Genomic DNA, 23,506 nt, shown 5'->3' on the forward strand with positions numbered 1-23,506 from the left:
TGGTCGCGCAGTTCCCCGCGCCCCTTTGGGGCGATGCCGCTGAGCCCTGTTGAAAGGAGTGCCGTCGGTGACTGCCCAAGTGCTTGACGGGAAGGCGACCGCCGCCGCGATTCGACGTGAACTTGCCGAGCGCGTTGCCAAGTTGACCGCCACCGGTGGCCGCCCGCCGGGCCTCGGCACCGTCCTGGTCGGCGACGACCCCGGCAGCCGTGCCTACGTCGGCGGCAAGCACCGTGACTGTGCCCAGGTCGGTATCGCCTCCATCCGTCGGGACCTGCCGGCCGACGCCTCGCAGCAGCAGGTCGAGGAGACGATCGACGAGCTCAACGCCGACCCGGACTGCACCGGCTACATCGTCCAGCTCCCGCTGCCGCGCCACCTGGACGCCAACGCCGTACTGGAACGCATGGACCCGGCCAAGGACGCCGACGGACTGCACCCCGTCAACCTCGGCCGGCTCACCCTGGGTGTCGAGGCGCCGCTGCCGTGCACCCCGCGCGGCATCGTCGAACTGCTGCGGCGTTACGACGTCCCGCTGGCCGGGGCACGGGTGTGCGTGATCGGCCGGGGCATCACCGTGGGCCGCCCGATCGGCCTCCTGCTCACCCGCCGCTCCGAGAACTCCACCGTCACCCTCTGCCACACCGGCACCAAGGGCCTGGCCTGGCATGTACGCGAGGCGGACATCGTCGTCGCGGCCGCCGGCTCGCCCGGACTGATCACCAAGGACATGCTGCGCCCCGGCGCTGCCGTCCTGGACGTCGGCATCACCCGCACCGACGAGGGCCTGGTCGGCGACGTGCACCCGGAGGCCGCGACGGTCGCCGGATGGCTCGCGCCGATGCCCGGCGGCGTCGGCCCCATGACCCGGGCGATGTTGCTGGCCAACGTCGTCGAGGCCGCCGAGAGGAACGCGAACACCGTATGAACCTGTCCCTGCCGCGCCAAGAGGACGGAGCCGTCCGATGAGCCCCCGCACCCCCGGCGCCGACCTCCCGGACCACCCGGACTGGCTGTGGCGCAATCCCGAGCCGAAGCGGTCGTACGACGTGGTGATCGTCGGCGGCGGCGGACACGGCCTGGCCACCGCCCACTACCTGGCCAAGAACCACGGCATCACCAACGTCGCCGTGCTGGAGAAGGGCTGGCTGGCCGGCGGCAACATGGCCCGCAACACCACGATCATCCGCTCCAACTACCTCTGGGACGAGAGCGCCGGCATCTACGAGCACGCGCTCAAGCTCTGGGAGGGCCTGGCCGAGGAGCTGGACTACCCGATCCTGTTCTCCCAGCGCGGTGTGCTGAACCTGGCGCACAGCCTCCAGGACGTCCGCGACAGCGTGCGCCGAGTGGAGGCGAACCGGCTCAACGGCGTGGACGCGGAGTGGCTCGACGCGGACGGGGTCAAGGAAGTCTGCCCGATCGTCAACATCTCCGAGGACGTGCGGTACCCGGTCCTGGGCGCCACCTACCAGCCGCGCGCCGGCATCGCCAAGCACGACTACGTCGCCTGGGGCCTGGCCCGCTCGGCCGACGCGGCAGGCATCGACATCATCCAGAACTGCGAGGTCACGGGCCTGGACGTGGTCGGCAACCGCGTGGTGGGCGTCCGGACGAACCGCGGCCCCATCGCGGCCGGCAAGGTGGCGCTCTGCTCGGCGGGCCACACCTCGGTCCTCGCCGCCATGGCGGGCATCGAACTCCCCCTCCAGAGCCACCCGTTGCAGGCACTGGTCTCGGAGCTCCTGGAGCCGATCCACCCCACGGTCGTCATGTCCAACGCCGTCCACGTGTACGTCAGCCAGGCCCACAAGGGCGAACTGGTCATGGGCGCGGGCATCGACGCGTACAACTCGTACACCCAGCGCGGCGCGTTCCACATCATCGAGGAGCAGATGGCGGCGGCCCTGGAGCTCTTCCCGGTCTTCGCTCGCGCCCATGTGCTGCGCACCTGGGGCGGCATCGTCGACGTCAGCCCCGACGCCTCACCGATCATCGGGCTCAGCCCCGTCGACAACCTCTACCTCAACTGCGGCTGGGGCACGGGCGGCTTCAAGGCCACGCCGGGCGTCGGCTCCGTCTACGCCCACACGATCGCCCACGACGAGCCACACCCCCTGAACGCCCCCTTCTCGCTCGACCGTTTCACCACCGGCGCGCTCGTCGACGAGCACGGCGCTGCCGCGGTGGCCCACTAGGGAGCCGAACCATGCTGCTCATCCCCTGCCCGTGGTGCGGGCCCCGCGACGAGGCCGAGTTCCACTACGGCGGCCAGGCCCACGTGCCCTACCCGCAGGACCCGGCGTCCCTCTCCGACCAGGAGTGGGCCCGCTACCTCTTCTTCCGCGACAACACCAAGGGCCCCTTCGCCGAACGCTGGACCCACTCCGCGGGCTGCCGCCGCTGGTTCAACGCGGTGCGGGACACGTCGACGAACGAGATCCTGACGGTGTACAGGACGGGAGAGGAACGCCCAGCACCTGTCGAGCCGAGGCCGGCCCTCTCAGCCCGTCCGGCGCTTGAGGACGAGGCCGTTCAGGCCGAAGCGGGGTCTGGGGGCGCAGCCCCCAGCGGGGTCGAAGGGGCGGAGCCCCTTCAGGATGGGAAGGGTAGGGGCGGCGGGGGCGAGACCAATCCGTTCCGCCACCCCACCCGCGGCCGAATCGACCGCGACACCCCCCTCACCTTCACCTTCGACGGCACCGAATACCGCGGCTACCGAGGCGACACCCTCGCCTCCGCCCTCCTCGCCAACGGCGTCGTCCAGGCCGGCACCAGCATCAAGCTCGGCCGCCCCCGAGGCATCTTCTCGGCCGGCGTCGAAGAGCCCAACGCGGTCGTGCAGATCGAGGAACCCTTCCCGGAGCCCATGCTCCCGGCGACGACCGTCGAGCTCTACGACGGCCTGGTCGCCACCAGCCTCCCCGGCCAGGGCCGCCTCGCCACAGCCCCGGACGCCGCCCGCTACGACGCCGTACACACCCACTGCGACCTGCTGATCGTCGGCGCCGGCCCGGCCGGCCTCGCGGCAGCGGCCGCAGCAGCGAACAGCGGCGCCCGCGTCATCCTCGCCGACGACCAGCCGGAACCCGGCGGCAGCCTCCTCGGCACCGCCGAACACCTCGACTGGGTACGGGAGGTGACCGAGCAGCTCGACGCCGCCCCCGAGGTCCGCGTCCTGCCCCGCACCACCGTCTTCGGCTACTACGACGACAACCACCTCCTCGCCGTGGAGCGCCGCACCAACCACCTCGGCACCGACGCCCCCGAGAACGTCTCCCGCGAACGTGTCCACCGCATCCGCGCCCGCCGCGTCGTCCTCGCCACCGGCGCCCACGAACGCTCGCTGGCCTTCCCGGACAACGACCGCCCGGGCGTGATGCTGGCCTCCTCGGCCCGCACGCACGTCAACCGCCACGGCGCCCTGCCCGGCCGTCACGCGGTCGTCTTCACCACCAACGACAGCGCCTACGCCGCAGCGCTGGACCTCACGGCAGCAGGCCTCGCCGTCACCGCGATCGTCGACACCCGCCCCGAACCGGGGGAGTGGGCCGAGCGCGCCAGGGCGGCCGGCATCGAAGTCCTGCCCGGCCACGCCGTCACCGGCACGGAGGGCGAGGACCGCCTCACCGCCGTGACCGTCGCGCCGTACGGAGAGTCCGCGGGGCAGCGGCAGTTCGCCGCCGACCTGCTGCTGGTCTCCGGCGGCTGGAACCCGGTGGCGCACCTGTTCAGCCAGTCCGGCGGCAAGCTGCGCCACGACGAGACGCTGGGCTCCTTCGTCCCCGACACCACCCGCCAGGCGGTCGAGGTCGCCGGCAGCGCGAGCGGCGCCCTCGACCCGGCCACCGTCCTGGCGCAGGGCGCGGCCGCCGGCGCCCGGGCCGTGGCGGCCGAGGGCTACCGGCCCGAGACGCCCCGCCTCCCGCAGGTACCCGCACAGCCGCGGCAGACGCCGCCGATGCACGTGTACGTCGTCCCGGGCGGCACGGACGACGCGCCCCGTTTCGTAGACCTCCAACGCGACGTCACCGTCGACGACCTGGCCCGCGCGACCGGCGCAGGACTGCGCTCGGTCGAGCACACCAAGCGCTACACCACGGCCGGCACCGCCAACGACCAGGGCAAGACCTCCGGCGTCCTGGCCAGCGGCGTCGTCGCCGAACTGCTCGGCGTGGACATCTCGGAACTCGGCACGACCACGTTCCGCCCGCCGTACACGCCGGTCTCCTTCGCCGCCCTCGCGGGCCGCGACCGGGGCGCGCTGAGCGACCCGGTCCGTACGACGGCCATCCACGAGTGGCACGTCGCGCACGGCGCCCTCTTCGAGAACGTCGGCCAGTGGAAGCGCCCCTGGTACTACCCGCAGGACGGCGAGGACATGGAGGCCGCCGTGCTCCGCGAGTGCGCCGCCACCCGCGAGAGCGTCGGCTTCATGGACGCCTCCACCCTCGGCAAGATCGACGTCCAGGGCCCGGACGCGGGCGTCTTCCTCGACCGGCTCTACACCAACATGATGAGCACGCTGAAGGTCGGCATGATCCGCTACGGCGTCATGTGCCGTCCGGACGGCATGGTCTTCGACGACGGCACGGTCATCCGCGTCGCCCAGGACCGCTTCCTGGCCACCACGACGACCGGCAACGCCGCCGCCGTACTGGACTGGATGGAGGAGTGGCTCCAGACCGAGTGGCCCGAGCTCGAGGTCCACTGCACGTCCGTGACCGAGCAGTGGGCCACGGTCGCCCTCGTCGGCCCGAAGTCCCGCGAGGTCCTCGGCTCGCTCGCACCCCAACTCGCCGTCGCCAACGACGACTTCCCGTTCATGGCCTGGCGCGAGACGACCGTCGCGGGCATCGAGGCGCGGGTCTGCCGGATCAGCTTCTCCGGCGAACTCGCCTACGAGATCAACGTGTCACCGTGGCAGGGCCTCGCCCTGTGGGAGGCCGTGTACGAGGCCGGCGCCCCGTACGGCATCACCCCGTACGGCACGGAGACCATGCACGTCCTGCGGGCCGAGAAGGGCTACCCGATCATCGGCCAGGACACCGACGGCACCGTCACACCCCAGGACCTCGGCATGAGCTGGGTGGTGTCGAAGAAGAAGCCGGACTTCATCGGCAAGCGCTCCTACTCCCGCGCCGACACCGTCCGCCCCGACCGCAAGCACCTGGTCGGCCTCCTCCCCGAGGACCCGGGCACCTTCCTCCCGGAGGGCACCCATCTGATCGCCGACGGTGTGCTGCCGGCCCCGCCGGTCCCCATGCTCGGCCACGTCACCTCCAGCTATCGCAGCGCCGCTCTGGGCCGGACGTTCGCGCTCGCCCTGATCAAGGGCGGCCGGGACCGCATCGGCGAGCTGCTGTACGCCCCTGTCGGCGACCAGTTGGTGCCGGTGACCGTCACCGGCCCTGTCCTCTACGACCCCGAGGGAGCCCGCCGCGATGGCTGAGACCGCCCCCAACGCCCCGCTCCGCAGCCCCCTGTCGCACGTCGCGGATCGCCTGGCCGCCGCGACGCGCGCCTCCGGGGGTGCGATCCGGCTGGCTGAACTGCCCTTCCTGGCCCAGATCGACCTGCGCCTCGACGCCAAGGGGCCTGCGGCCGAAGCCGTCGGCCTGGCACTCGACCTCCAACTGCCCCTCCAGCCGAACACCGCCGTGCGCGCGGGGGAGTCGACCGCGCTGTGGCTCGGTCCCGACGAGTGGCTCCTGGTCGGACCGCCGGGGACCGAGCGGGACCTGGAGAGCCGGATCCGGGAGGCGGCGGGAGACGAGCCGGTCTCGGTCACCGACGTCTCCGCGCAGCGCACCACGCTCCTCGTCACCGGCCCGCACGCCCGTGACCTGCTGGCCCACGGCTGTTCGCTGGACCTGCACCCGCGGGTCTTCGGCCCCGGACGCTGCGCCCAGACGACACTGGGCCGCACCCAGGTCGTCCTGGCCGCCCGGGAGGAACCCAGAGCCGGGTTCTGGGTCCTGGTCCGTTCGTCGTTCGCCGGGTATCTGGCGGACTGGCTGCTCGACGCGGCGACAGAGTACGTCTGAGGGCGGATACCCCGTGACCACCACCGCTGACACGACCGCGCCTGCGCATCCGGGAACGCCCGGGCTCCATCCGCGTGGGCTGCCACGACCCGGCCGGACCATGGTCATGGGTGTGGTGAACGTGACGCCGGACTCGTTCTCCGACGGCGGCCTGTCGTTCGCCCCGGAATCGGCCGTCGCCCATGGACTCGCGCTGCTCGAACAGGGCGCGGACATCGTGGACGTGGGCGGCGAGTCGACCCGCCCCGGCGCCGTACGCCCGCCGGTCGATGAGGAACTGCGACGGGTGCTGCCCGTCGTCCGGGAACTCGCGGCGGCGGGCGCCGTCGTGAGTGTCGACACGATGCGGGCCGAGGTCGCCGCCCGCGCGCTGGACGCGGGTGCGCGGCTGGTCAACGACGTCTCAGGGGGCCTCGCCGACCCCGCCATGCTGCCGCTGATGGCGCGGGCGGGGACGCCGTACGTCCTGATGCACTGGCGGGGGCACTCGGCCGGCATGCAGGCGAACGCCCTCTACGGCGACGTCGTCACCGATGTGCTCGACGAGCTGCGGCTGCGGATCGAGGCCGCCCTTGAGGCGGGGATCACGCCCGGCCGCCTGGTCGTCGACCCCGGGCTGGGCTTCGCCAAGACGGCCGAGCACAACTGGGAGCTGCTGGGCCGTCTGGGGGAGGTCGTGGCCCTCGGCCATCCCGTCCTCGTGGGCGCGTCCCGCAAGGCGTTCCTGGGCAGCCTGCTGGCGGACCGCGCGACGGGACAGCCCCGCCCGGCGCGGCTGCGCGATGCCGCGACCACCGCCGTGTCCGTGCTCGCCGCCGCACAGGGCGTGTGGTGCCTGCGCGTGCACGATGTCGCCTCGACGGCCGACGCGGTACGGGTGACGGCCCGTTGGGGAGCCGAGGCGGGAGAGTCGGTGCGGTCGCCGCTGGGCTGAGCGCCGCCCCGGGGCGTCAGCCCAGCCAGCCCATGCGGCGGCTGATCTCGTCGGCGCCGCCGATCAGCACGGGCGCGACCTCGTGGATGTGGTCCTCGGTGAAGCGGTAGGTGGGGCCGGAGGCGCTGAGCGCGGCGATGACCTCGCCTTCGCGGGACCGGATCGGCGCCGCGACGGCGTGCAGTCCGATCTCCAGTTCCTCCAGCGCCACCGCATAGCCGCGCTCGCGGGACTCGGCCAGGTTCTTCTCCAGCTTCGTCCTGGCCGTCAGCGTGTGCGGCGTCAGCTTGTGGATCCCCGACTCCGCGAGCACCCGCGTGCGGTCCTGCTCCGTCAGATGAGCGAGCAGGATCTTGCCGCTCGACGTGGCGTACACCGGAGTGAGCTGGCCGACCCAGTTGTGCGTGCCGACCGCGCCCGGTCCGCGCACCTGATAGAGGTTGACGGCGAAGTGCTCCTGGAGGACCGCGATGTTGACGGTCTCGCCGAGCTCGTCGCTGAGCCGCTCGCACACCGGCCGGCCCTGCTGGGTGATGTCCAGCCGACCCGTGACCGCGCCGGCCAGCCGGACCAGCCCGAAGCCGAGCCGGTACTTCCCCCGCTCCGCCGTCTGCTCGACCAGCCCCCGCGCCTCCAGCGCCCCGAGCAGACGGAACGCGGTCGACTTGTGGACGTCGATCTCGGCCGCGACCTCGCTGACCCCCGCCTCGCCGCGCTGGGCGAGGATCTCCAGGACACTGACGGCACGGTCGACGGACTGAACTCCGCTCGCCGCGGGACCTGTTGTTGCGCCCTCTGCAGTGTGGTTGCTCATACCGCAACTATAACCATGCGTCCACGGCGTCCGCCCGCATCCTCGCACGACCCGTCCCGTCAGGGAACGAGTTCGCCCGACCAACCCCTTGACAGTGAGTGTCCGCGAGGAGACAGTTTGGTCGTTCGTTGCTTATAGCGAAGATGGTTGCGGATAGCGCAACAAACGAGCCGCACACGAATCTGGAGGAAGGCCATGGCGGCACAGCCGAAGGTGGTCATCATCGGCGCCGGCATCGTCGGGTGCGCGCTCAGTGACGAACTGACCGCACGCGGCTGGACGGACGTCACCGTCCTGGAGCAGGGCCCGCTCTTCGCCACGGGCGGCTCCACCTCCCACGCCCCCGGCCTGGTGTTCCAGACCAGCGGGTCCAAGACGATGACCGGGTTCGCCCGCTACACCGTCGAGAAGTACAACGCGCTGACCCTGGACGGGCAGTGGTGCTTCAACCAGGTCGGCGGCCTGGAGGTGGCCGCCAGCCCCGAGCGGCTGGCGGAGATCCAGCGCCGGCACGGATGGCTGACCTCCTGGGGCGTGGACAGCCGACTGCTGACCCCCGAGGAGTCGGCGGCACTGCACCCCCTGCTGGACCCCGAGCGGATCCTCGGCGGATTCCACATCCCGAGCGACGGCCTGGCCAAGGCGCTGCGGGCGAGCGAGGCCCAGGCCCGCCTGGCGACGGCCCGCGGCGCCCGCTTCCACGCCCACCACACCGTGACCGGCATCGAGACGACGGGCGACCGGGTCAGCGCGGTCGTCACCGACCAGGGCACCTTCCCGGCGGACGTCGTGGTCTCCTGCGCCGGTTTCTGGGGACCGAGGATCGGCCGCATGGTCGGACAGCCGGTGCCCCTGGTGCCCCTGGCCCACCAGTACGCCCGCACCACCGGACTCCCGCTGCTGGCCGGCCGCAACGACGAGCGCACCGAGGCGTCCCTGCCGATCCTGCGCAACCAGGACGCGGGCCTGTACTACCGCGAACTCGTCGACCGGATCGGCATCGGCTCCTACGCCCACCGGCCGATGCCCGTCAGCCTGGACGACGTGGCACACCCCCGTGACGCGGTGATGCCGTCCTCGCTGGAGTTCACCGAGGCCGACTTCGAGGGCGCCTGGGCCGACTCACTCGCCCTGCTCCCGTCCCTGGCGGACACGAAGATCGAGGAAGGCTTCAACGGCGTCTTCTCCTTCACTTCCGACGGCATGCCGCTGATGGGCGAGTCGTCCAGGGTCCAGGGCTTCTGGCTGGCGGAGGCCGTGTGGGTCACCCACTCGGCGGGCGTCGCCAGGGCCATGGCCGAGTGGCTCGTCGACGGCCGGCCCGGCACGGACGTCCACGAATGCGACCTCAACCGCTTCGAGGAGGTCCAGCTGGCGCCGTCGTACGTGCACGAGCGCAGCTGCCAGAACTTCGCCGAGGTGTACGACATCCTGCACCCGCTGCAGCCGGCCGAACGGCCGCGCCCCCTGCGGGTCAGCCCCTTCCACACCCGTCAGCAGGCCCTCGGCGCGGTCTTCCTGGAGGGCGGCGGCTGGGAGCGCCCGCACTGGTACGAGGCCAACGCCGCCCTGCCCGAGGTCGCCCGGATCCCCGGACGCAACGCCTGGGCGTCCCGCCACTGGTCGCCGATCGCCGGCGCCGAGGCCCTCGTCACCCGCGAACGGGTGGCCCTGTACGACATGACCCCGCTCAAGCGGCTGGAGGTCACCGGCCCCGAAGCGCTCGCCTTCCTCCAGAAACTGACCAGCAATCAGCTCGACAAGCCGGTCGGCTCGGTCACCTACACCCTGCTGCTCGACTCCGCCGGCGGCATCCGCAGCGACCTGACCATCGCCCGCCTGGAGACCGAACGCTTCCAGATCGGCGCCAACGGCAACCTCGACCTGGACCGGCTGCGCCGACACCTGCCCGGCGACGGCTCCGTGCAGGTACGGGACATCACCGCGGGAACCTGCTGCCTCGGCGTGTGGGGCCCGCTCGCCCGCGACCTCGTGCAGCCGCTGACCGACACCGACTTCTCCCACAAGGGATTCGGCTACTTCAAAGCCAGGCAGGCCCACCTCGGCGACGTCCCGGTCACCGCGATGCGGCTGAGCTACGTCGGCGAGCTCGGCTGGGAGATCTACACCACCGCCGACCTCGGCGCCAGACTGTGGGACACCCTGTGGGACGCCGGTCAGGAGCTGGGGATCATCGCCGCCGGACGCAGCGCCTTCAACAGCCTGCGCCTGGAGAAGGGGTACCGCTCCTGGGGCCATGACATGACCACCGAGCACAACCCCTACGAGGCCGGTCTCGGCTTCGCCGTCCGCCGCGCCAAGGCGCACTTCACCGGCAGATCCGCGCTGGAGGGCATCAGCGACGAGACCGTCACCCGCCGGCTCACGCCGCTGGTCGTCCAGGACGAGCAGTCGGTGGTGATGGGGCACGAACCGGTGTACGTGAACGGCCGCCCGGTCGGCCACGTGACCAGCGCCGCGTACGGCTACACCGTCGGCGCCCCGATCGCCTACGCCTGGCTGCCCGCCGAACACGCCGCGCCCGGAACGGCGGTGGAGATCGAGTACTTCGGCGTCAAGGTCCCGGCCGTCACCGCCGCCGAGCCCCTCTTCGACCCGGAGATGTCCCGGATCCGGCGCTGAACCGGCGCCGGGCGCCGACAGCACCACACCCTCATCGCCAACTTCCCCAGGAGATGGACATGGCCACTTCGTACGACGTGATCGTCGTCGGCCTGGGCGGGATGGGCAGCGCCGCCGCCTGTCACCTCGCCGCTCGCGGGCAGCGCGTGCTCGGCCTGGAGCGCTTCGGCCCGGCCCACAACCTCGGGTCCAGCCACGGCGGATCCCGGATCTACCGGCAGGCCTACTTCGAGGACCCGGCCTACGTACCGCTGCTTCTGCGCTCCCACGAACTGTGGGAGAAGCTCGCCGCCGACTCCGGCCGCGAGGTCTTCAGGGAGACCGGCGGTCTCATGATCGGCCGTGAGAACAGCGAGGCCTTCGCCGGCACGCTGCGCAGCGCCCACGAGTGGGGCCTGGACCACGAGGTCCTGGGCGCCGCCGAGATCCGGCGCCGCTTCCCCACCTTCCACCCGGCGGCCGAGGACGTCGCCTTCTACGAGCGCAAGGCCGGCATCGCCCGGCCCGAGGCCACCGTCACGGCCCACCTGGAGCTGGCGAAGGCCCACGGCGCCGATCTGCACTTCGCCGAAATGGTGCTCGGCTGGGAGGCGGAGGGCGCGGGCGGCAAGGCCTGGGTGGTCACCGACCGGGGCGCCTACACCGCCGAACGGCTGGTCATCGCCCCCGGCGCCTGGGCCCCGAAGCTCCTGGCCGACCTCGGCGTGCGCGTGACGGTGGAGCGCCAGGTCATGTACTGGTTCCAACCCGAGGGCGGGGTCCGTCCGTTCAGCGCCGAACGGCACCCGGTCTACATCTGGGAGGACCCGGACGGTACCCAGATCTACGGCTTCCCCGCGCTCGACGGCCCCGACGGCGGCGCCAAGGTCGCCTTCTTCCGCAAGGGCGCCCCCAGCGACCCCGACACCCTGGACCGCGAGATCCACCCGGACGAGATCGCGGCCATGGCCGAGTACCTGCGCCCGCGCATCCCCACCCTGCCCGGCCGCTTCCTCAAGGGCGCGGCCTGCATGTACGCCAACACCCCGGACGAGCACTTCGTCCTCGCCCCGCACCCCGATCATCCGCAGGTGACGGTGGCCTGCGGATTCTCCGGCCACGGGTTCAAGTTCGTCCCCGTCATCGGCGAGATCATCGCCGACCTGGCAACGGAAGGCAGCACCGACCACCCCATCGCCCTGTTCGACCCCCGCCGCGTGCGCGTCTGACATTCTCCGAAGGTGACGAGATGACCATCACGAACCTGCCGCCCAGCCTGATCCCCACGCTGTCCGGCGAGTACTACACCGACCCCGCGGTCTTCGCCCAGGAGCAGGAGCGGGTCTTCGAGACCATGTGGTTCTGCGCGGCCCGCGCCGCCGACCTGGCCAAGCCCGGCGCCTTCCGCACCTACCAGGTGGGCCGCGAGAGCGTGCTGATCTCCCGCTCGCGGGACGGCTCGGTCAAGGCGTTCCTGAACATCTGCCGGCACCGCGGGGCCAAGCTGTGCACCGAGGAGTCCGGCGAGGTCAAGCGGGCCTTCCAGTGCCCGTACCACGCCTGGACCTACGGCCTGGACGGCAAGCTCGTCGCCGCGCCCAACCTGACCTCGATGCCGGACATCGACCGCACCGCGTACGGCCTGGTCAACGTCCATGTGCGGGAGTGGCTCGGGTACGTATGGGTGTGCCTGGCCGACAACCCGCCCTCCTTCGAGGCCGACGTGCAGGGCGCGGTAGTGGAGCGGCTCGGCGACCTCGAGTCGATCGAGCGCTACGACATGGACAACCTGCGGCTGGGCCGCCGTATCACCTACGACGTCCAGGCCAACTGGAAGCTCATCATCGAGAACTTCATGGAGTGCTACCACTGCGCGACCATCCACCCCGAACTGACCGAGGTCCTGCCGGAGTTCGCGGACGGATACGCCGCCCAGTACTACGTGGGTCACGGAGCGGAGTTCGGCGAGGACGTCCAGGGCTTCACCGTGGACGGTTCCGAGGGTCTTGACCGCATCCCCGGTGTCGCCGAGGAGCAGGACCGCCGCTACTACGCGATCACCGTCCGGCCGCAGGTCTTCATCAACCTCGTCCCCGACCATGTGATCTTCCACCGGATGTACCCCATGGCGGCCGACCGCACGGTCGTCGAGTGCGACTGGCTGTACCTGCCGCACGTCGTCGAGAGCGGCAAGGACGTGGACCGCTCGGTGGAGCTGTTCCACCGGGTCAACCAGCAGGACTTCGACGCCTGTGAGCGCACCCAGCCGGCGATGAGCTCGAAGGCGTACGCCAAGGGCGGCGTCCTGGTGCCCAGTGAGCACCACATCGGCGAGTTCCACACCTGGCTCCAGAACAAGCTGGACGTACGGCCCGCGCACTGATCGCCGCCACCCCGGAACCGCCCGTCCACCTGCTGTTGCGGCCCCTCCGGCAGGTGGACGGGCCAGGGGGCCATCCGCCCCACCGACGTTGCGAGTCGCGCAACCGTGAGCATCATCAGAAATCGATGTACGACACCTCCCTTGACAACGCCCGCGCCACGCGGAAAGCATGTTGCGTATAGCGAGTGTCGTTGTGTCATATGAGACATCCCCTCTCTTTGGAGCCGGCATGAGGAGCATCACCGTCGTCGGAGCGTCGCTGGCAGGGCTGAGCACGGTCCGTGCGCTGCGCGCCGAGGGCTATGACGGCGAGATCGTCGTCGTGGGGGAGGAGCGCCACGATCCCTACGACCGCCCCCCGCTGTCCAAGGACTTCCTCAAGGGGGACGTCGACGCCGCCGCGCTCGCGCTGAGCGACGCGGACGAGTACGAGATCCTGGACGCGCAGTGGCTGCTCGGTGAGCGCGCCGTGCGGCTCGACCCCGTGGCCCGCACCGTCACCCTGGGCGGCGGCCGGCATGTGCGCACCGACGGAGTCGTCGTCGCCACCGGCGCCAGCCCCCGCACGCTCCCCGGCACCGACGGACTCGCCGGCGTCCACACCCTGCGCACCCTGGACGACGCCCAGGCCCTGCGTGCGGAACTGCTCGACGGCAGGCCCCGGGTCGTCGTCATCGGCGCCGGGTTCATCGGTGCCGAGGTGGCGTCCACCGCCCGGGGACTCGGACTCCACGTCACCGTCGTCGAGGCCCTCGAGGTACCGCTGGAGCGCCAACTCGGCCGCGAGATGGGGCTGGTGTGCTCCTCGCTCCACAGCGATCACGGGGTGCGCCTGCTGCGCGGGACCGGAGTGGCGGAACTCGTCGGCGAGGGCCGGGTGACGGGCGTACGCCTCGCGGACGGACGTCTGCTGCCCGCCGACATCGTCGTGGCCGGGGTGGGCGTGCGGCCCAACACCGACTGGCTCGCCGGTTCCGGTGTGCAGATCGACGACGGTGTGGTGTGCGACGCCGGCTGCTCGACCGGTGTCCCGGGCGTGGTCGCCGTCGGCGACGTCGCCCGCTGCCCCAACCCCTTCACCGGACGGCACGCCCGCATCGAGCACTGGAGCAACGCCACCGAGCAGGCGAAGACGGCCGCCCGCACCCTGCTGACCGGTGTGTCGGCCCCTGCCCCGCTCACCGCGCCGTACTTCTGGTCCGACCAGTACGGCGTGCGCATCCAGGTCGCCGGACACGTCGCCCCCGGCGCCGAGCCCGAGGTCGTCGAGGGCGACGTCGACAGCCGGGCCTTCACCGCCGTCTACCGACGTGAGGGCACCCCGGTCGCCGTGCTCTCCCTCAACCAGCCGAAGTTCTTCAACCGGCTCCGCCGCACCCTCGTCCCCGCCGCAGCGGCCGCCGTCTCATGAGCGCCTCGCCTCGGCTCTCCCCGCATGCCACGCGGGAGACCGCCCCGAGCATCCCGCGGCATCTGCGGTACACCTGGGACCACGAGTGGCTGATCGTCGACGAGGGCAACGCGACCGTCGGCATCACCGCCTTCGCGGCGCAGGCCCTCGGCGACGTCGTCCACCTCCGGCTGCCCGCGGTCGGCGCCTGGGTCGAGGCGGGGGAGAGCTGTGGCGAGATCGAGTCCCGCACGGCCGTCAGCGGCTTGTACGCCCCCGCCTCGGGCTGGGTCCTTGAAGTCAACACGGCACTGACCGACGACCCCGGCGTCGTCAACGCCGCCCCCTACACCGGCGGCTGGCTGTTCCGGCTACGGGTCGAGAACATCGCCGGCGCGCTGAACGCCGATGCCTACGCCGCCCACTGTGCGCACACCCGAGGAGACCGCCGATGACCCTGTTCAACCAGCCCCTGCACGAGCTCGATCCGGCCGTCGCCGCCGCTGTCGACGCCGAGCTGGAGCGTCAGCAGTCGACCCTGGAGATGATCGCCTCCGAGAACTTCGCCCCGGTCGCCGTGCTTGAGGCGCAGGGTTCGGTCCTGACCAACAAGTACGCCGAGGGCTACCCGGGCCGCCGCTACTACGGTGGCTGTGAGCACGTCGACGTCGCCGAGCAGATCGCCATCGACCGGGTCAAGGAGCTGTTCGGCGCCGAGTACGCCAACGTCCAGCCCCACTCCGGCGCCTCCGCCAACCAGGCGGCCCTGTTCGCGCTGGCCCAGCCCGGCGACACCATCCTGGGCCTGGACCTGGCCCACGGCGGCCACCTCACCCACGGGATGAAGATCAATTTCTCGGGCAAGCAGTTCAAGGTGGTCCCGTACCACGTGGACTCCGAGAGCGGGCTCGTCGACATGGCGGAGCTGGAGCGGCTGGCGAAGGAGCACCGGCCGAAGGTGATCATCGCGGGCTGGTCGGCGTACCCGCGGCAGCTGGACTTCGCCGAGTTCCGCCGGATCGCCGACGAGGCCGGGGCGTACCTGTGGGTCGACATGGCGCACTTCGCGGGCCTGGTGGCGGCCGGGCTGCACCCCAACCCGGTCCAGTACGCGGACGTGGTCACCTCCACCACCCACAAGACGCTGGGCGGCCCGCGCGGCGGCATCATCCTGGCGAAGAAGGACTTCGCCAAGAAGCTGAACTCCTCGGTCTTCCCGGGCTTCCAGGGCGGCCCCCTGGAGCATGTGATCGCGGCCAAGGCGGTCTCCTTCAAGGTCGCCGCGAGCGAGGAGTTCAAGGAGCGCCAGCGCCGCACGGTCGAGGGCGCCCGCATCCTGGCGGAGCGGCTGACGGCCGCCGACGCCCGTGAGGCCGGTGTGAACGTGCTCTCCGGTGGTACGGACGTGCACCTGATCCTGGTCGACCTGCGCGCCTCCGAGCTGGACGGGCAGCAGGCCGAGGACCGCCTCCACGAGGTCGGCATCACGGTCAACCGCAACGCCGTCCCCAACGACCCGCGCCCGCCGATGGTGACCTCGGGCCTGCGCATCGGCACCCCGGCGCTGGCCACCCGCGGCTTCACCGCCGAGGACTTTGCCGAGGTCGCGGACGTCATCGCCGAGATGCTCAAGGCTTCGTACGACGCCGAGGCGCTGAAGGCCCGGGTCAAGGCCCTGGCCGACAAGCACCCGCTCTACCCCGGTCTGTAAACCGACAACCTCCCGCAGGGGGCGTGCCCGTGACCGCTCGGCACGCCCCTCCCATCCCCCGGAGTATGGCGTGGCAATCAGCGTCTTCGACCTGTTCTCCATCGGTATCGGCCCCTCCAGTTCGCACACCGTCGGTCCGATGCGTGCCGCCGTCATGTTCGTCACCCGGCTCAAGCAGGACGGCGTACTCGCCGAGACCGCCGCGGTACGGGCCGAACTGTTCGGTTCCCTCGGTGCCACCGGCCACGGCCACGGCACCCCCAAGGCGGTCCTGCTCGGCCTGGAGGGCAACGAACCGCACACCGTCGACGTCGCCCAGGCCGACCTGGACGTCGAACGGATCCGCCACACCGGGCGCATCCGCCTCCTCGGCGCCGAGATCGGCCCGGCCCACGAGATCGACTTCGACGCCTCGACCCAGCTCGTCCTGCACCGCCGGCGCTCGCTGCCGTACCACGCCAACGGCATGATCCTCTTCGCCTACGACGCCGACGGGGTGCCGCTGCTGGAGAAGACGTACTACTCGGTCGGCGGTGGTTTCGTGGTCGACGAGGACGCGGTCGGCGCCGACCGGATCAAACTCGACGACACCGTGCTGCCGCACCCGTTCCGCACCGGTGACGAACTGCTGCGGCTCTCCCGGGAGACCGGCCTGTCGATCTCCGCGCTGATGCTGGAGAACGAGAAGGCCTGGCGCACCGAGGAGGAGATCCGCGCGGGCCTGCTGGAGATCTGGCGCGTCATGACGGCCTGTGTCTCCCGAGGGCTGGGCCGCGAGGGCATCCTCCCCGGCGGGCTGAAGGTCCGCCGGCGGGCCGCCGCGGCGGCGCGGGCACTGCGCAGCGAGGGCGACGCGACGGGCCGCGCCATGGAGTGGGTGACCCTCTACGCGATGGCCGTGAACGAGGAGAACGCGGCGGGCGGCCGGGTCGTCACCGCTCCGACGAACGGCGCCGCGGGCATCATCCCCGCCGTACTGCAGTACTACCTCGACTTCGTGCCGGGCGCCGACGACGAGGGCGTCGTCCGCTTCCTCCTCGCGGCGGGCGCCATCGGCATGCTCTTCAAGGAGAACGCCTCCATCTCCGGCGCCGAGGTCGGCTGCCAGGGCGAGGTCGGCTCCGCCTGCTCCATGGCCGCCGGCGGCCTCGCCGAGGTCCTCGGCGGAAGCCCCGAACAGGTCGAGAACGCCGCCGAGATCGGCATGGAGCACAACCTCGGCCTCACCTGCGACCCCGTCGGCGGCCTCGTCCAGATCCCCTGCATCGAACGCAACGGCATGGCCGCGGTCAAGGCCGTCACCGCCGCCCGGATGGCCCTGCGCGGCGACGGCCGCCACCACGTCTCCCTCGACAAGGTCATCAAGACCATGAAGGAGACCGGCGCCGACATGAAGGTCAAGTACAAGGAGACCGCCCGCGGCGGCCTCGCCGTCAACGTCATCGAGTGCTGAGGAACCAGGGCCATGGGACGGGTCACCGAGCGACGGCGGGTACTGCGGATCCGCGAGGGCGCGGCGAGCAGCCGCCCGGACACCCTGGTCGCCGAGGAGCCGCTGGAGATCCGGCTGAACGGCAGGCCGCTCGCGATCACCATGCGCACGCCCGGCGACGACTTCGCGCTGGCCGTCGGATTCCTGGTGAGCGAAGGCGTCATAGGCCGGGCCGAGGAGGTGGCCAGCGTCGTGTACTGCGCGGGCGCCACGGCCGACGGCTCCAACACGTACAACGTCGTCGACGTGCGGCTCGCCCCGGGTGTGCCGGTGCCCGACATCACCCTTGAGCGCAATGTGTACACCACGTCGTCGTGTGGTCTGTGCGGAAAGGCCTCCCTGGACGCCGTACGGACCACCGCGCGGTGGACGATCGCCGACACGCCGCCGGTCCGTGTCACACCCGCGTTGCTCGCGGCCCTGCCCGACCAACTTCGGGCCGCCCAGCGGGTGTTCGACCGCACCGGTGGTCTGCACGCCGCCGGGCTGTTCTCCCCGGAGGGCGAACTACTCGACCTCCGTGAGGACGTGGGCCGGCACAACGCCGTCGACAAGCTGATCGGCCGTGCGCTCCGGTCCGGGCACCTGCCGCTGTCCCGGAGCATCCTGCTCGTGTCCGGCCGGGCGTCCTTCGAACTGGCGCAGAAGGCGGTGATGGCCGGCATCCCCCTGCTGGCGGCGGTCTCGGCACCGTCCTCCCTCGCCGTGGACCTCGCGACCGAGACCGGCCTCACGCTCGTCGGCTTCCTGCGCGGCGGCTCCATGAACGTGTACGCCGGTGAGCAGCGCCTCGACCTGCGAGCCGAGGCCATGGCCGGGGGGCCGACGAGGTGAGCCGGCCCATGACCGGGCTCGAAGAGCGACGGCACGCCACCGCACTCACCGGCCCGCCGCCCCGACTTCGGACACGTGGCGCACCCCGCCGCCCCCGCCGCGTCGCGATGCTCAGCGTGCACACCTCACCGCTGCACCAGCCCGGCACGGGCGACGCCGGCGGCATGAACGTGTACATCGTCGAGCTCGCCAAGCGCCTCGCCACCCTCGACATCGAGGTGGAGATCTTCACCCGGGCCACGTCCGCCGCCCTCCCGCCCAGTGTCGAACTCGCGCCCGGCGTCCTGGTGCGGCACGTGGCCGCCGGACCCTACGAGGGACTGGCCAAGGAGGACCTGCCCGCCCAACTGTGCGCCTTCACCCACGGCCTGACGCGGGTCTGGGCCGGTCACCACCCCGGCCACTACGACCTGGTCCACTCCCACTACTGGCTCTCGGGCCATGTCGGCCGGCTCGCCGCCGAGCGCTGGGGCGTCCCTCTCGTCCACGCCATGCACACCATGGCCAAGGTCAAGAACGCCTCCCTCGCCCAGGGCGACACCCCCGAGCCGGCGGCCCGGGTGATCGGCGAGACCCAGGTCGTCAGGGCCGCCGACCGGTTGATAGCGAACACCGAGAAGGAAGCCGGCGAACTGCTCCGTCACTACGACGCCGAGACCGGCCGGGTCGCCGTCGTCCACCCCGGCGTAGACCTGCAACGCTTCCGCCCCGACGCCCGCGGTGTCGAGGCCGGCCGGTCGGCGGCCCGCTCCCGGCTCGGCCTGCCGCAGGACGCCCTGATCCCGCTCTTCGTGGGCCGCGTACAGCCGCTGAAGGCACCCGATGTCCTGCTGCGCGCGGTCGCCCGGCTGCTCCAGGAACGACCGTGGCTGCGTGAGCGGCTCGTGGTGCCGGTGGTGGGAGGGCCGAGCGGCAGCGGCCTGGCCAGGCCGGAAGGACTGCAGAAGCTGGCGGCCCGGCTCGGCATCTCGGATGTGGTGCTGTTCCGGCCACCGGTCGGCCAGGACCGCCTCGCCGACTGGTACCGGGCGGCGTCCGTCCTGGTCATGCCGTCCCACAGCGAGTCCTTCGGACTGGTGGCCGTCGAGGCACAGGCCTGCGGCACCCCGGTGATCGCCGCCGAGGTCGGCGGTCTTCCGGTGGCGGTACGGGACGGAGTGAGCGGCATCCTCGTACGCGGGCACGATCCCGCGGACTACGCGCGGGCGATGTACGGCTTCGCCGACGACCCGGCCCGCCGCACCCGCATGAGCGAGGCCGCGCTCCGGCACGCCCGGTCCTTCGGCTGGGCCACGGCCGCCGCGGCGACGGCGGACGTCTACAAGGCCGCCCTGCACGACCACCGGCTTGCCCGACGCATCTCGTGATCGAACGTGGGGGCGGCGCTCCCTACACCGCCACCCCCACGCTCGCGAAAGCCTCAGCCGGTCATGGCGTCGCGGACGAGCGCGGTGTCGACGAACTGCTCGAAGCGGACGATCAACCCGCCGCGTACCACGAAGTGGTGGACCACCCGGACGTCGATCGGCTTGCCCGTGGCCTTGTTGACCGCGGTGTAGCGGGCCAGGACGACGACGTTCTCGCCGTCGACGACATAGGTGTCGTCGTGGGCGGTCCAGTCGTCCCAGTCCTGGCCCAGCTTCTCCATCACGTTGGAGGTGACCCCGTCGGGCGTGCGGTAGGTACCGGCGAGCGGGAAGCCGGCCATCTCCGTCCACTCCACGTCGGGGGCGAGGGTCGCGCGCAGGGCTGCCAGGTCCCGGTTCGCGGACGCCAGGTACTGGCGGCGTACGACGTCGGCGGGGGCGGTGGACGTGGCGAAGTCGGTGGCGGTGTCGGTCATCGCGGTCAGCCCCACTTCATCTCGCCCTTGGCGACCTTGGCGCCGATCTGGGCGGCGATCAGCATGCCGTGGTCCGGGTGGCGGGCGACGAGGGCCTCGGTCAGCGCGGCGCCATCGGCGGCCTTGCCGAGCTCCTCCTCGAAGGCCACCAGGTAGTCGCGGGTGGCGATGATGGCGGAGACGTCGGCGGCGGTGTCGGGCAGACGGTGACCGGGGACGACCAGTTGGGGGTCGAGCGCGGCCATCTCGTCGAGCAGTTCGACCCAGGCGGCGCGCTGTTCGGGGGTCCGGGTGTCGGCGACCCAGACGTGCTCCTGCTGGAAGAGCAGGACACCGCCGAGGATCGCGCGCTGCTCGGCCTGCCACAGGTAGTGCCGGTCGGACAGCTCGGCCGGGCCGCCCTTGAGTTCGAAGCGGTGGCCCTCCAGGGAGAGGTCGCCGGTGAGCGGTTCGATGTCGACGAGGCGGGTCGGCAGATTCGCGCCGAGCGCCGCCCACGCCTTGAGCTTGCCCTCGTAGGAGTGCCGGATGTGTGCGATGACGTGCTCGGTGGCGACGAACCTCGCCTCGGGGAAGGCGTCGGCGATGACTTCGGCGCCGAAGTAGAAGTCGGGGTCGCCGTGGCTGATGAAGACGGTGGTGAGCTTCTTGCCGGAGTCGAGGATCTCGGCGGCGAGGCGGTGGCCGTCGGCGCGGGTGAAGGCGGCGTCCACCAGCAGGGCCTCGTTCTCCCCGGTGACGAGTGTGGCTGTCTTGTTCTTGCTGCCGGCGGGGAAGTCCAGGTCCAGGACCTTGAAGGACAGAGTGCTCATCGTGACTCCTTGAACGGGAGGTGAAGGGTGGGGAGGAGCTTCAGGAGGTGGCGAGGTCCGCGAGCCGTGCGTCGACCTCGTCGGCCGTGGCGTGGCCGTGGGCAAGGGGAGTGACCCGGTCGCCGTCGACGGCGAGGAGGGTGGGGAAGCCGGTGACGCCCAGCTCGGCACCGAGGTGGAAGTCGGCCTGGGCCGCCTCCAGCGCCTCGGGGGCCGCGAAGGCGGCGGCCACGGCGTCCGCGTCCAGCCCGGCCCGCTCGGCGATCTCCCGGTAGGTCGCGGGCTCGGAGAGGCTCAGACCGTCGACGTAGAAGGCCCGCTGCAGGGCCATGGCCAGCTCCGCGGCGCGCTCGGGGGCGATCCGCCGCAGAGCCGCGACGCCTCGCGCGGCGGCTTCGGAGTCCATCACGAACGACCCGTCGGCGATCAGCCGTTCGTACGCGTCGCCGAACTCGGCGCCGGTCAGCTCGGCGATCTTGGCGTTCGCTCCCTGGACGTATCCGAACTCACGGATCGGCACCCGACGCGGCCCGGTGAACAGGCCCCCGGAGACCACCACCACCGGCAGCTCCGGGTGACGGGAGGAGACCTCGCGCAGGGCGCCGGAGAACCCGTGCGACCAGCCGCAGTAGGCATCGAAGACGTAGACGAGCTGCATGGCGATCCTCGGCAGGGCGCCCGCCGGATGCGAGCGATTCATCTGACAGAACAGTAGCTGACGCGTCAGATATTTCCTCGCTCCTGTGACGGCGGCCACATCTGTGCCCTCTTCCCTCAGTGCACCTCAGTGCACCTCAGGGCAGACGAGGCAGCTCGTCGCGCGCCGAGTGGCTCAGAACGCGCAGGTTCTCGGCGAACCGCTCCCGGTCCTCGGGCGGCAACGGCGCCAGGAAGTAGCGCCGGATGTTCTCCACATGGAGCAGGGAGGCGCGCACGGTGGTCTCCTCTCCCAACGGCGTCAGTCGCACCAGGCGCCCACGACGGTCGCCGGGGTCCTCGGTGCGCTCGACCAGCCCCGCCGCCTCCATCCGGTCCACCAGCCGGGTCACCCCACCCGTGGTCAGCACCTGCTCCTGGGCGAGGGACCGCATCGACAGTCCGGCCCCCTCCGCCCGCCCCAGGATGAGCAGCACCTCGTACATCAGATGGCTGATGCCGCACTCACGCTCCAGGGCCCGCCCCAGGATGTACTCCAGCCGGTTCGCGGCCCCCTGCAGCCGCCCGAACGCCAGCACCAGCGCGTTGTTCGCGGCCTCCTTCGGCGACGAGATCTCCGCCCGCTCACCCATGTCCCCACCACCGCCTGTCCGGTCCTCGGCTGCCTCCATTCACTGATCATGCCGTGTCCCGGCCGGAGAGGCTTCGGAGCGGCCACGGCGAGGGCGGGCGGGACGGTGCGCGTGCCCTGTGGCGATGGTCACGAACGTCTTCGGAGTCCGTTGCGTAGGCTGGCGTCTGCCGTTCGTCGTGGGGTGGCGCGGGAACGGGCGACGACTCCGGGCACCCCGCGACGAAAACCAGCCCTTGACCTGCAAAAGCGCAGGCAGGGAGCCTATGTGCGGGAGTTCACCGATGCTTCGTACGCTGTTCAAGTCCAAGATCCACCGCGCCACCGTCACCCAGGCCGACCTGCACTACGTGGGATCGGTGACCATCGACGCGGACCTCCTCGACGCCGCCGACCTGCTCCCCGGTGAGCTCGTCCACATCGTCGACATCACCAACGGCGCCCGGCTGGAGACGTACGTCATCAAGGGCGAGCGCGGCTCGGGGGTCGTCGGGATCAACGGTGCCGCCGCCCATCTCGTGCACCCCGGTGACCTGGTGATCATCATCAGCTACGCTCAGCTGACCGACGCCGAGGCGCGGGAGTTCGAGCCGCGAGTGGTGCACGTGGACGGCGCCAACCGGATCGTGGCCCTGGGCGCCGACCCGTCCGAGCCGGTGCCGGGCTCCGACCAGGAGCGCAGTCCGCAGGCCGTGCCGGCCCTCTGAGCGCACTCGACGTCCCACCCGAGCCGGACCAGGAGCGTGCCATGAGCGACATCGAGATCCGCGACGACCGGGCGGCGGGCCGCCTGGAGGCCCTGCTGGGCGACGAAGTCACCGGCCGTATCGAGTACTTCGTCCTCGAAGGCCCGGCCCGTGCCCTCGTCCCCGTCCACACCATCGTGGAACCGGCCCACGAGGGGCAGGGCATCGCGGGCTCCCTGGCACGTGAGCTGTACGGCATGGCGGCGCGCGAGGGAGTCGTCGTCGCGCCGCTGTGCCCGTACGTCGTGAAGTGGGCCGAACGCCACCCCGACGAGGCCCCGGCGGCTGACCCCGGGCTGCTGGAGGCGGCGAAGGACTGGCTGCGGGAGCACCCGGGGCGGTTCTGACGAACGGCGGTTCCCGCCGAGGGGCGGTTCGCGGGGCCGCCCCCGACGGGCCACTCGGGCGCCCGCGGTGACGCGGCTGAGTGACTGCTGGAGCGGCCATCGGGTACGCGGGGGAGTAGTCCAGAGCCGATGTCACGGACTGGCTGGAGAACGCCATGACCAACCCGTATACGGACCCGGTCCATCCGGGACCGCCACCGGGCCCGGAGCCACAGCACCCGGAGCCACACCCGGTCCCACCCC

General features: G+C 71.5%; 21 protein-coding genes. 16 read left to right on the top strand and 5 right to left on the bottom strand.

The features are described 5' to 3' along the window. Nucleotides 1-67: 67 nt before the first annotated feature. Genes L0P92_RS03690 through folP form a run of 5 tightly spaced genes read left to right on the top strand, consistent with a single transcriptional unit; the run spans nt 68 to nt 6,981 of the window. Nucleotides 68-928 (top strand): bifunctional methylenetetrahydrofolate dehydrogenase/methenyltetrahydrofolate cyclohydrolase, encoded by an 861-nt coding sequence (locus tag L0P92_RS03690; protein WP_234760988.1) that lies wholly within the window; start codon nt 68-70, stop codon nt 926-928. A gap of 37 nt (nt 929-965) precedes the next feature. Next, nucleotides 966-2,198, top strand: coding sequence for a sarcosine oxidase subunit beta family protein (locus L0P92_RS03695; protein ID WP_234760989.1), 1,233 nt, complete (start codon nt 966-968; stop codon nt 2,196-2,198). Between the two features lie 11 nt (nt 2,199-2,209). After that, a complete protein-coding gene (locus tag L0P92_RS03700) occupies nt 2,210-5,452 on the top strand; it encodes a sarcosine oxidase subunit delta family protein (RefSeq protein ID WP_234760991.1) in 3,243 nt (1,080 codons plus the stop codon). Further along, nucleotides 5,445-6,047, top strand: coding sequence for a sarcosine oxidase subunit gamma (locus tag L0P92_RS03705; protein WP_234760992.1), 603 nt, complete (start codon nt 5,445-5,447; stop codon nt 6,045-6,047). The genes L0P92_RS03700 and L0P92_RS03705 overlap by 8 nt, the downstream gene beginning before the upstream one ends. 13 nt (nt 6,048-6,060) lie before the next feature. After that, the gene (gene folP / locus L0P92_RS03710; protein ID WP_234760993.1) at nt 6,061-6,981 is read left to right on the top strand and encodes a dihydropteroate synthase; all 921 of its coding nucleotides are present in this window, start codon (nt 6,061-6,063) and stop codon (nt 6,979-6,981) included. 16 nt (nt 6,982-6,997) lie between these two features. Here folP and L0P92_RS03715 read toward each other — a convergent pair whose 3' ends face one another. After that, nucleotides 6,998-7,795 carry an IclR family transcriptional regulator gene (locus tag L0P92_RS03715; protein WP_234760994.1) on the bottom strand — a complete coding sequence of 266 codons (798 nt, stop codon included), beginning with the start codon at nt 7,793-7,795 and terminating at the stop codon, nt 6,998-7,000. Nucleotides 7,796-7,990: 195 nt separating this feature from the next. Between L0P92_RS03715 and L0P92_RS03720 the strand changes: the two genes are divergently transcribed. The 9 genes from L0P92_RS03720 (at nt 7,991) to mshA (ending at nt 19,594) form a co-directional block, all read left to right on the top strand. Then, nucleotides 7,991-10,438 carry a GcvT family protein gene (locus L0P92_RS03720; RefSeq protein WP_234760995.1) on the top strand — a complete coding sequence of 816 codons (2,448 nt, stop codon included), beginning with the start codon at nt 7,991-7,993 and terminating at the stop codon, nt 10,436-10,438. Nucleotides 10,439-10,497: 59 nt separating this feature from the next. Next, on the top strand, nt 10,498-11,646 hold the full coding sequence (solA, locus tag L0P92_RS03725) for an N-methyl-L-tryptophan oxidase (protein ID WP_234760996.1): 1,149 nt from the start codon (nt 10,498-10,500) through the stop codon (nt 11,644-11,646). A gap of 20 nt (nt 11,647-11,666) precedes the next feature. Then, entirely contained in the window at nt 11,667-12,800 is a 1,134-nt protein-coding gene (locus L0P92_RS03730) for an aromatic ring-hydroxylating oxygenase subunit alpha (protein WP_234760997.1), read from the top strand. A 229-nt stretch (nt 12,801-13,029) separates the two neighbouring features. After that, nucleotides 13,030-14,211 (top strand): NAD(P)/FAD-dependent oxidoreductase, encoded by a 1,182-nt coding sequence (locus L0P92_RS03735; protein ID WP_234760998.1) that lies wholly within the window; start codon nt 13,030-13,032, stop codon nt 14,209-14,211. After that, nucleotides 14,208-14,645 (top strand): glycine cleavage system protein GcvH, encoded by a 438-nt coding sequence (gene gcvH / locus L0P92_RS03740; RefSeq protein WP_234760999.1) that lies wholly within the window; start codon nt 14,208-14,210, stop codon nt 14,643-14,645. Before L0P92_RS03735 ends, gcvH begins: the two co-directional genes overlap by 4 nt. Beyond that, nucleotides 14,642-15,901 (top strand): serine hydroxymethyltransferase, encoded by a 1,260-nt coding sequence (gene glyA, locus L0P92_RS03745; protein ID WP_234761000.1) that lies wholly within the window; start codon nt 14,642-14,644, stop codon nt 15,899-15,901. The genes gcvH and glyA overlap by 4 nt, the downstream gene beginning before the upstream one ends. A 70-nt stretch (nt 15,902-15,971) precedes the next feature. Continuing rightward, nucleotides 15,972-17,354 (top strand): L-serine ammonia-lyase, encoded by a 1,383-nt coding sequence (locus L0P92_RS03750; RefSeq protein ID WP_234761002.1) that lies wholly within the window; start codon nt 15,972-15,974, stop codon nt 17,352-17,354. 12 nt (nt 17,355-17,366) lie between these two features. Beyond that, nucleotides 17,367-18,227 (top strand): formate dehydrogenase accessory sulfurtransferase FdhD, encoded by an 861-nt coding sequence (gene fdhD, locus L0P92_RS03755; protein WP_234761003.1) that lies wholly within the window; start codon nt 17,367-17,369, stop codon nt 18,225-18,227. A gap of 8 nt (nt 18,228-18,235) precedes the next feature. After that, nucleotides 18,236-19,594 (top strand): D-inositol-3-phosphate glycosyltransferase, encoded by a 1,359-nt coding sequence (gene mshA, locus L0P92_RS03760; RefSeq protein ID WP_234761004.1) that lies wholly within the window; start codon nt 18,236-18,238, stop codon nt 19,592-19,594. Nucleotides 19,595-19,647: 53 nt separating this feature from the next. On the opposite strand, the gene L0P92_RS03765 is transcribed toward mshA, so the two are convergent. From L0P92_RS03765 to L0P92_RS03780, 4 genes are all read right to left on the bottom strand, one after another. Then, nucleotides 19,648-20,070: a nuclear transport factor 2 family protein gene (locus L0P92_RS03765; protein ID WP_234761005.1), complete on the bottom strand. Its 423-nt coding sequence runs from the start codon at nt 20,068-20,070 to the stop codon at nt 19,648-19,650. A gap of 5 nt (nt 20,071-20,075) precedes the next feature. Beyond that, nucleotides 20,076-20,882, bottom strand: a complete 807-nt coding sequence (locus tag L0P92_RS03770) for an MBL fold metallo-hydrolase (RefSeq protein ID WP_234761006.1) — start codon at nt 20,880-20,882, stop codon at nt 20,076-20,078. 40 nt (nt 20,883-20,922) lie between these two features. Further along, complete coding sequence (locus tag L0P92_RS03775) at nt 20,923-21,540, bottom strand: DsbA family protein (RefSeq protein ID WP_234761014.1); 618 nt, start codon at nt 21,538-21,540, stop codon at nt 20,923-20,925. 136 nt (nt 21,541-21,676) lie between these two features. Beyond that, nucleotides 21,677-22,171, bottom strand: coding sequence for a MarR family winged helix-turn-helix transcriptional regulator (locus tag L0P92_RS03780; protein WP_234761015.1), 495 nt, complete (start codon nt 22,169-22,171; stop codon nt 21,677-21,679). A 283-nt stretch (nt 22,172-22,454) separates the two neighbouring features. On the opposite strand from L0P92_RS03780, the gene panD reads away from it, so the two are divergent. Together panD and L0P92_RS03790 are read left to right on the top strand one after the other, a co-directional pair. Further along, on the top strand, nt 22,455-22,877 hold the full coding sequence (gene panD / locus L0P92_RS03785; RefSeq protein WP_234761007.1) for an aspartate 1-decarboxylase: 423 nt from the start codon (nt 22,455-22,457) through the stop codon (nt 22,875-22,877). A gap of 41 nt (nt 22,878-22,918) precedes the next feature. After that, on the top strand, nt 22,919-23,263 hold the full coding sequence (locus L0P92_RS03790) for a GNAT family N-acetyltransferase (protein ID WP_234761008.1): 345 nt from the start codon (nt 22,919-22,921) through the stop codon (nt 23,261-23,263). Nucleotides 23,264-23,506 lie beyond the last annotated feature (243 nt).

The sequence above is a fragment of the Streptomyces muensis genome, from assembly GCF_021474425.1.
In the GTDB taxonomy this organism is placed as follows: Bacteria; Actinomycetota; Actinomycetes; order Streptomycetales; family Streptomycetaceae; genus Streptomyces; species Streptomyces muensis.

Excerpts from the sequence above, each read along its gene's own strand:
- L0P92_RS03695 (WP_234760989.1), top strand. The coding sequence starts at position 966 with ATGAGCCCCCGCACCCCCGGCGCCGACCTCCCGGACCACCCGGACTGG.
- L0P92_RS03700 (WP_234760991.1), top strand. The coding sequence starts at position 2,210 with ATGCTGCTCATCCCCTGCCCGTGGTGCGGGCCCCGCGACGAGGCCGAG.
- L0P92_RS03705 (WP_234760992.1), top strand. The coding sequence starts at position 5,445 with ATGGCTGAGACCGCCCCCAACGCCCCGCTCCGCAGCCCCCTGTCGCAC.
- L0P92_RS03715 (WP_234760994.1), bottom strand. The coding sequence starts at position 7,795 with ATGAGCAACCACACTGCAGAGGGCGCAACAACAGGTCCCGCGGCGAGC.
- L0P92_RS03720 (WP_234760995.1), top strand. The coding sequence starts at position 7,991 with ATGGCGGCACAGCCGAAGGTGGTCATCATCGGCGCCGGCATCGTCGGG.
- solA (WP_234760996.1), top strand. The coding sequence starts at position 10,498 with ATGGCCACTTCGTACGACGTGATCGTCGTCGGCCTGGGCGGGATGGGC.
- L0P92_RS03730 (WP_234760997.1), top strand. The coding sequence starts at position 11,667 with ATGACCATCACGAACCTGCCGCCCAGCCTGATCCCCACGCTGTCCGGC.
- L0P92_RS03735 (WP_234760998.1), top strand. The coding sequence starts at position 13,030 with ATGAGGAGCATCACCGTCGTCGGAGCGTCGCTGGCAGGGCTGAGCACG.
- gcvH (WP_234760999.1), top strand. The coding sequence starts at position 14,208 with ATGAGCGCCTCGCCTCGGCTCTCCCCGCATGCCACGCGGGAGACCGCC.
- glyA (WP_234761000.1), top strand. The coding sequence starts at position 14,642 with ATGACCCTGTTCAACCAGCCCCTGCACGAGCTCGATCCGGCCGTCGCC.
- fdhD (WP_234761003.1), top strand. The coding sequence starts at position 17,367 with ATGGGACGGGTCACCGAGCGACGGCGGGTACTGCGGATCCGCGAGGGC.
- mshA (WP_234761004.1), top strand. The coding sequence starts at position 18,236 with ATGACCGGGCTCGAAGAGCGACGGCACGCCACCGCACTCACCGGCCCG.
- L0P92_RS03765 (WP_234761005.1), bottom strand. The coding sequence starts at position 20,070 with ATGACCGACACCGCCACCGACTTCGCCACGTCCACCGCCCCCGCCGAC.
- L0P92_RS03770 (WP_234761006.1), bottom strand. The coding sequence starts at position 20,882 with ATGAGCACTCTGTCCTTCAAGGTCCTGGACCTGGACTTCCCCGCCGGC.
- L0P92_RS03775 (WP_234761014.1), bottom strand. The coding sequence starts at position 21,540 with ATGCAGCTCGTCTACGTCTTCGATGCCTACTGCGGCTGGTCGCACGGG.
- L0P92_RS03780 (WP_234761015.1), bottom strand. The coding sequence starts at position 22,171 with ATGGGTGAGCGGGCGGAGATCTCGTCGCCGAAGGAGGCCGCGAACAAC.
- panD (WP_234761007.1), top strand. The coding sequence starts at position 22,455 with ATGCTTCGTACGCTGTTCAAGTCCAAGATCCACCGCGCCACCGTCACC.
- L0P92_RS03790 (WP_234761008.1), top strand. The coding sequence starts at position 22,919 with ATGAGCGACATCGAGATCCGCGACGACCGGGCGGCGGGCCGCCTGGAG.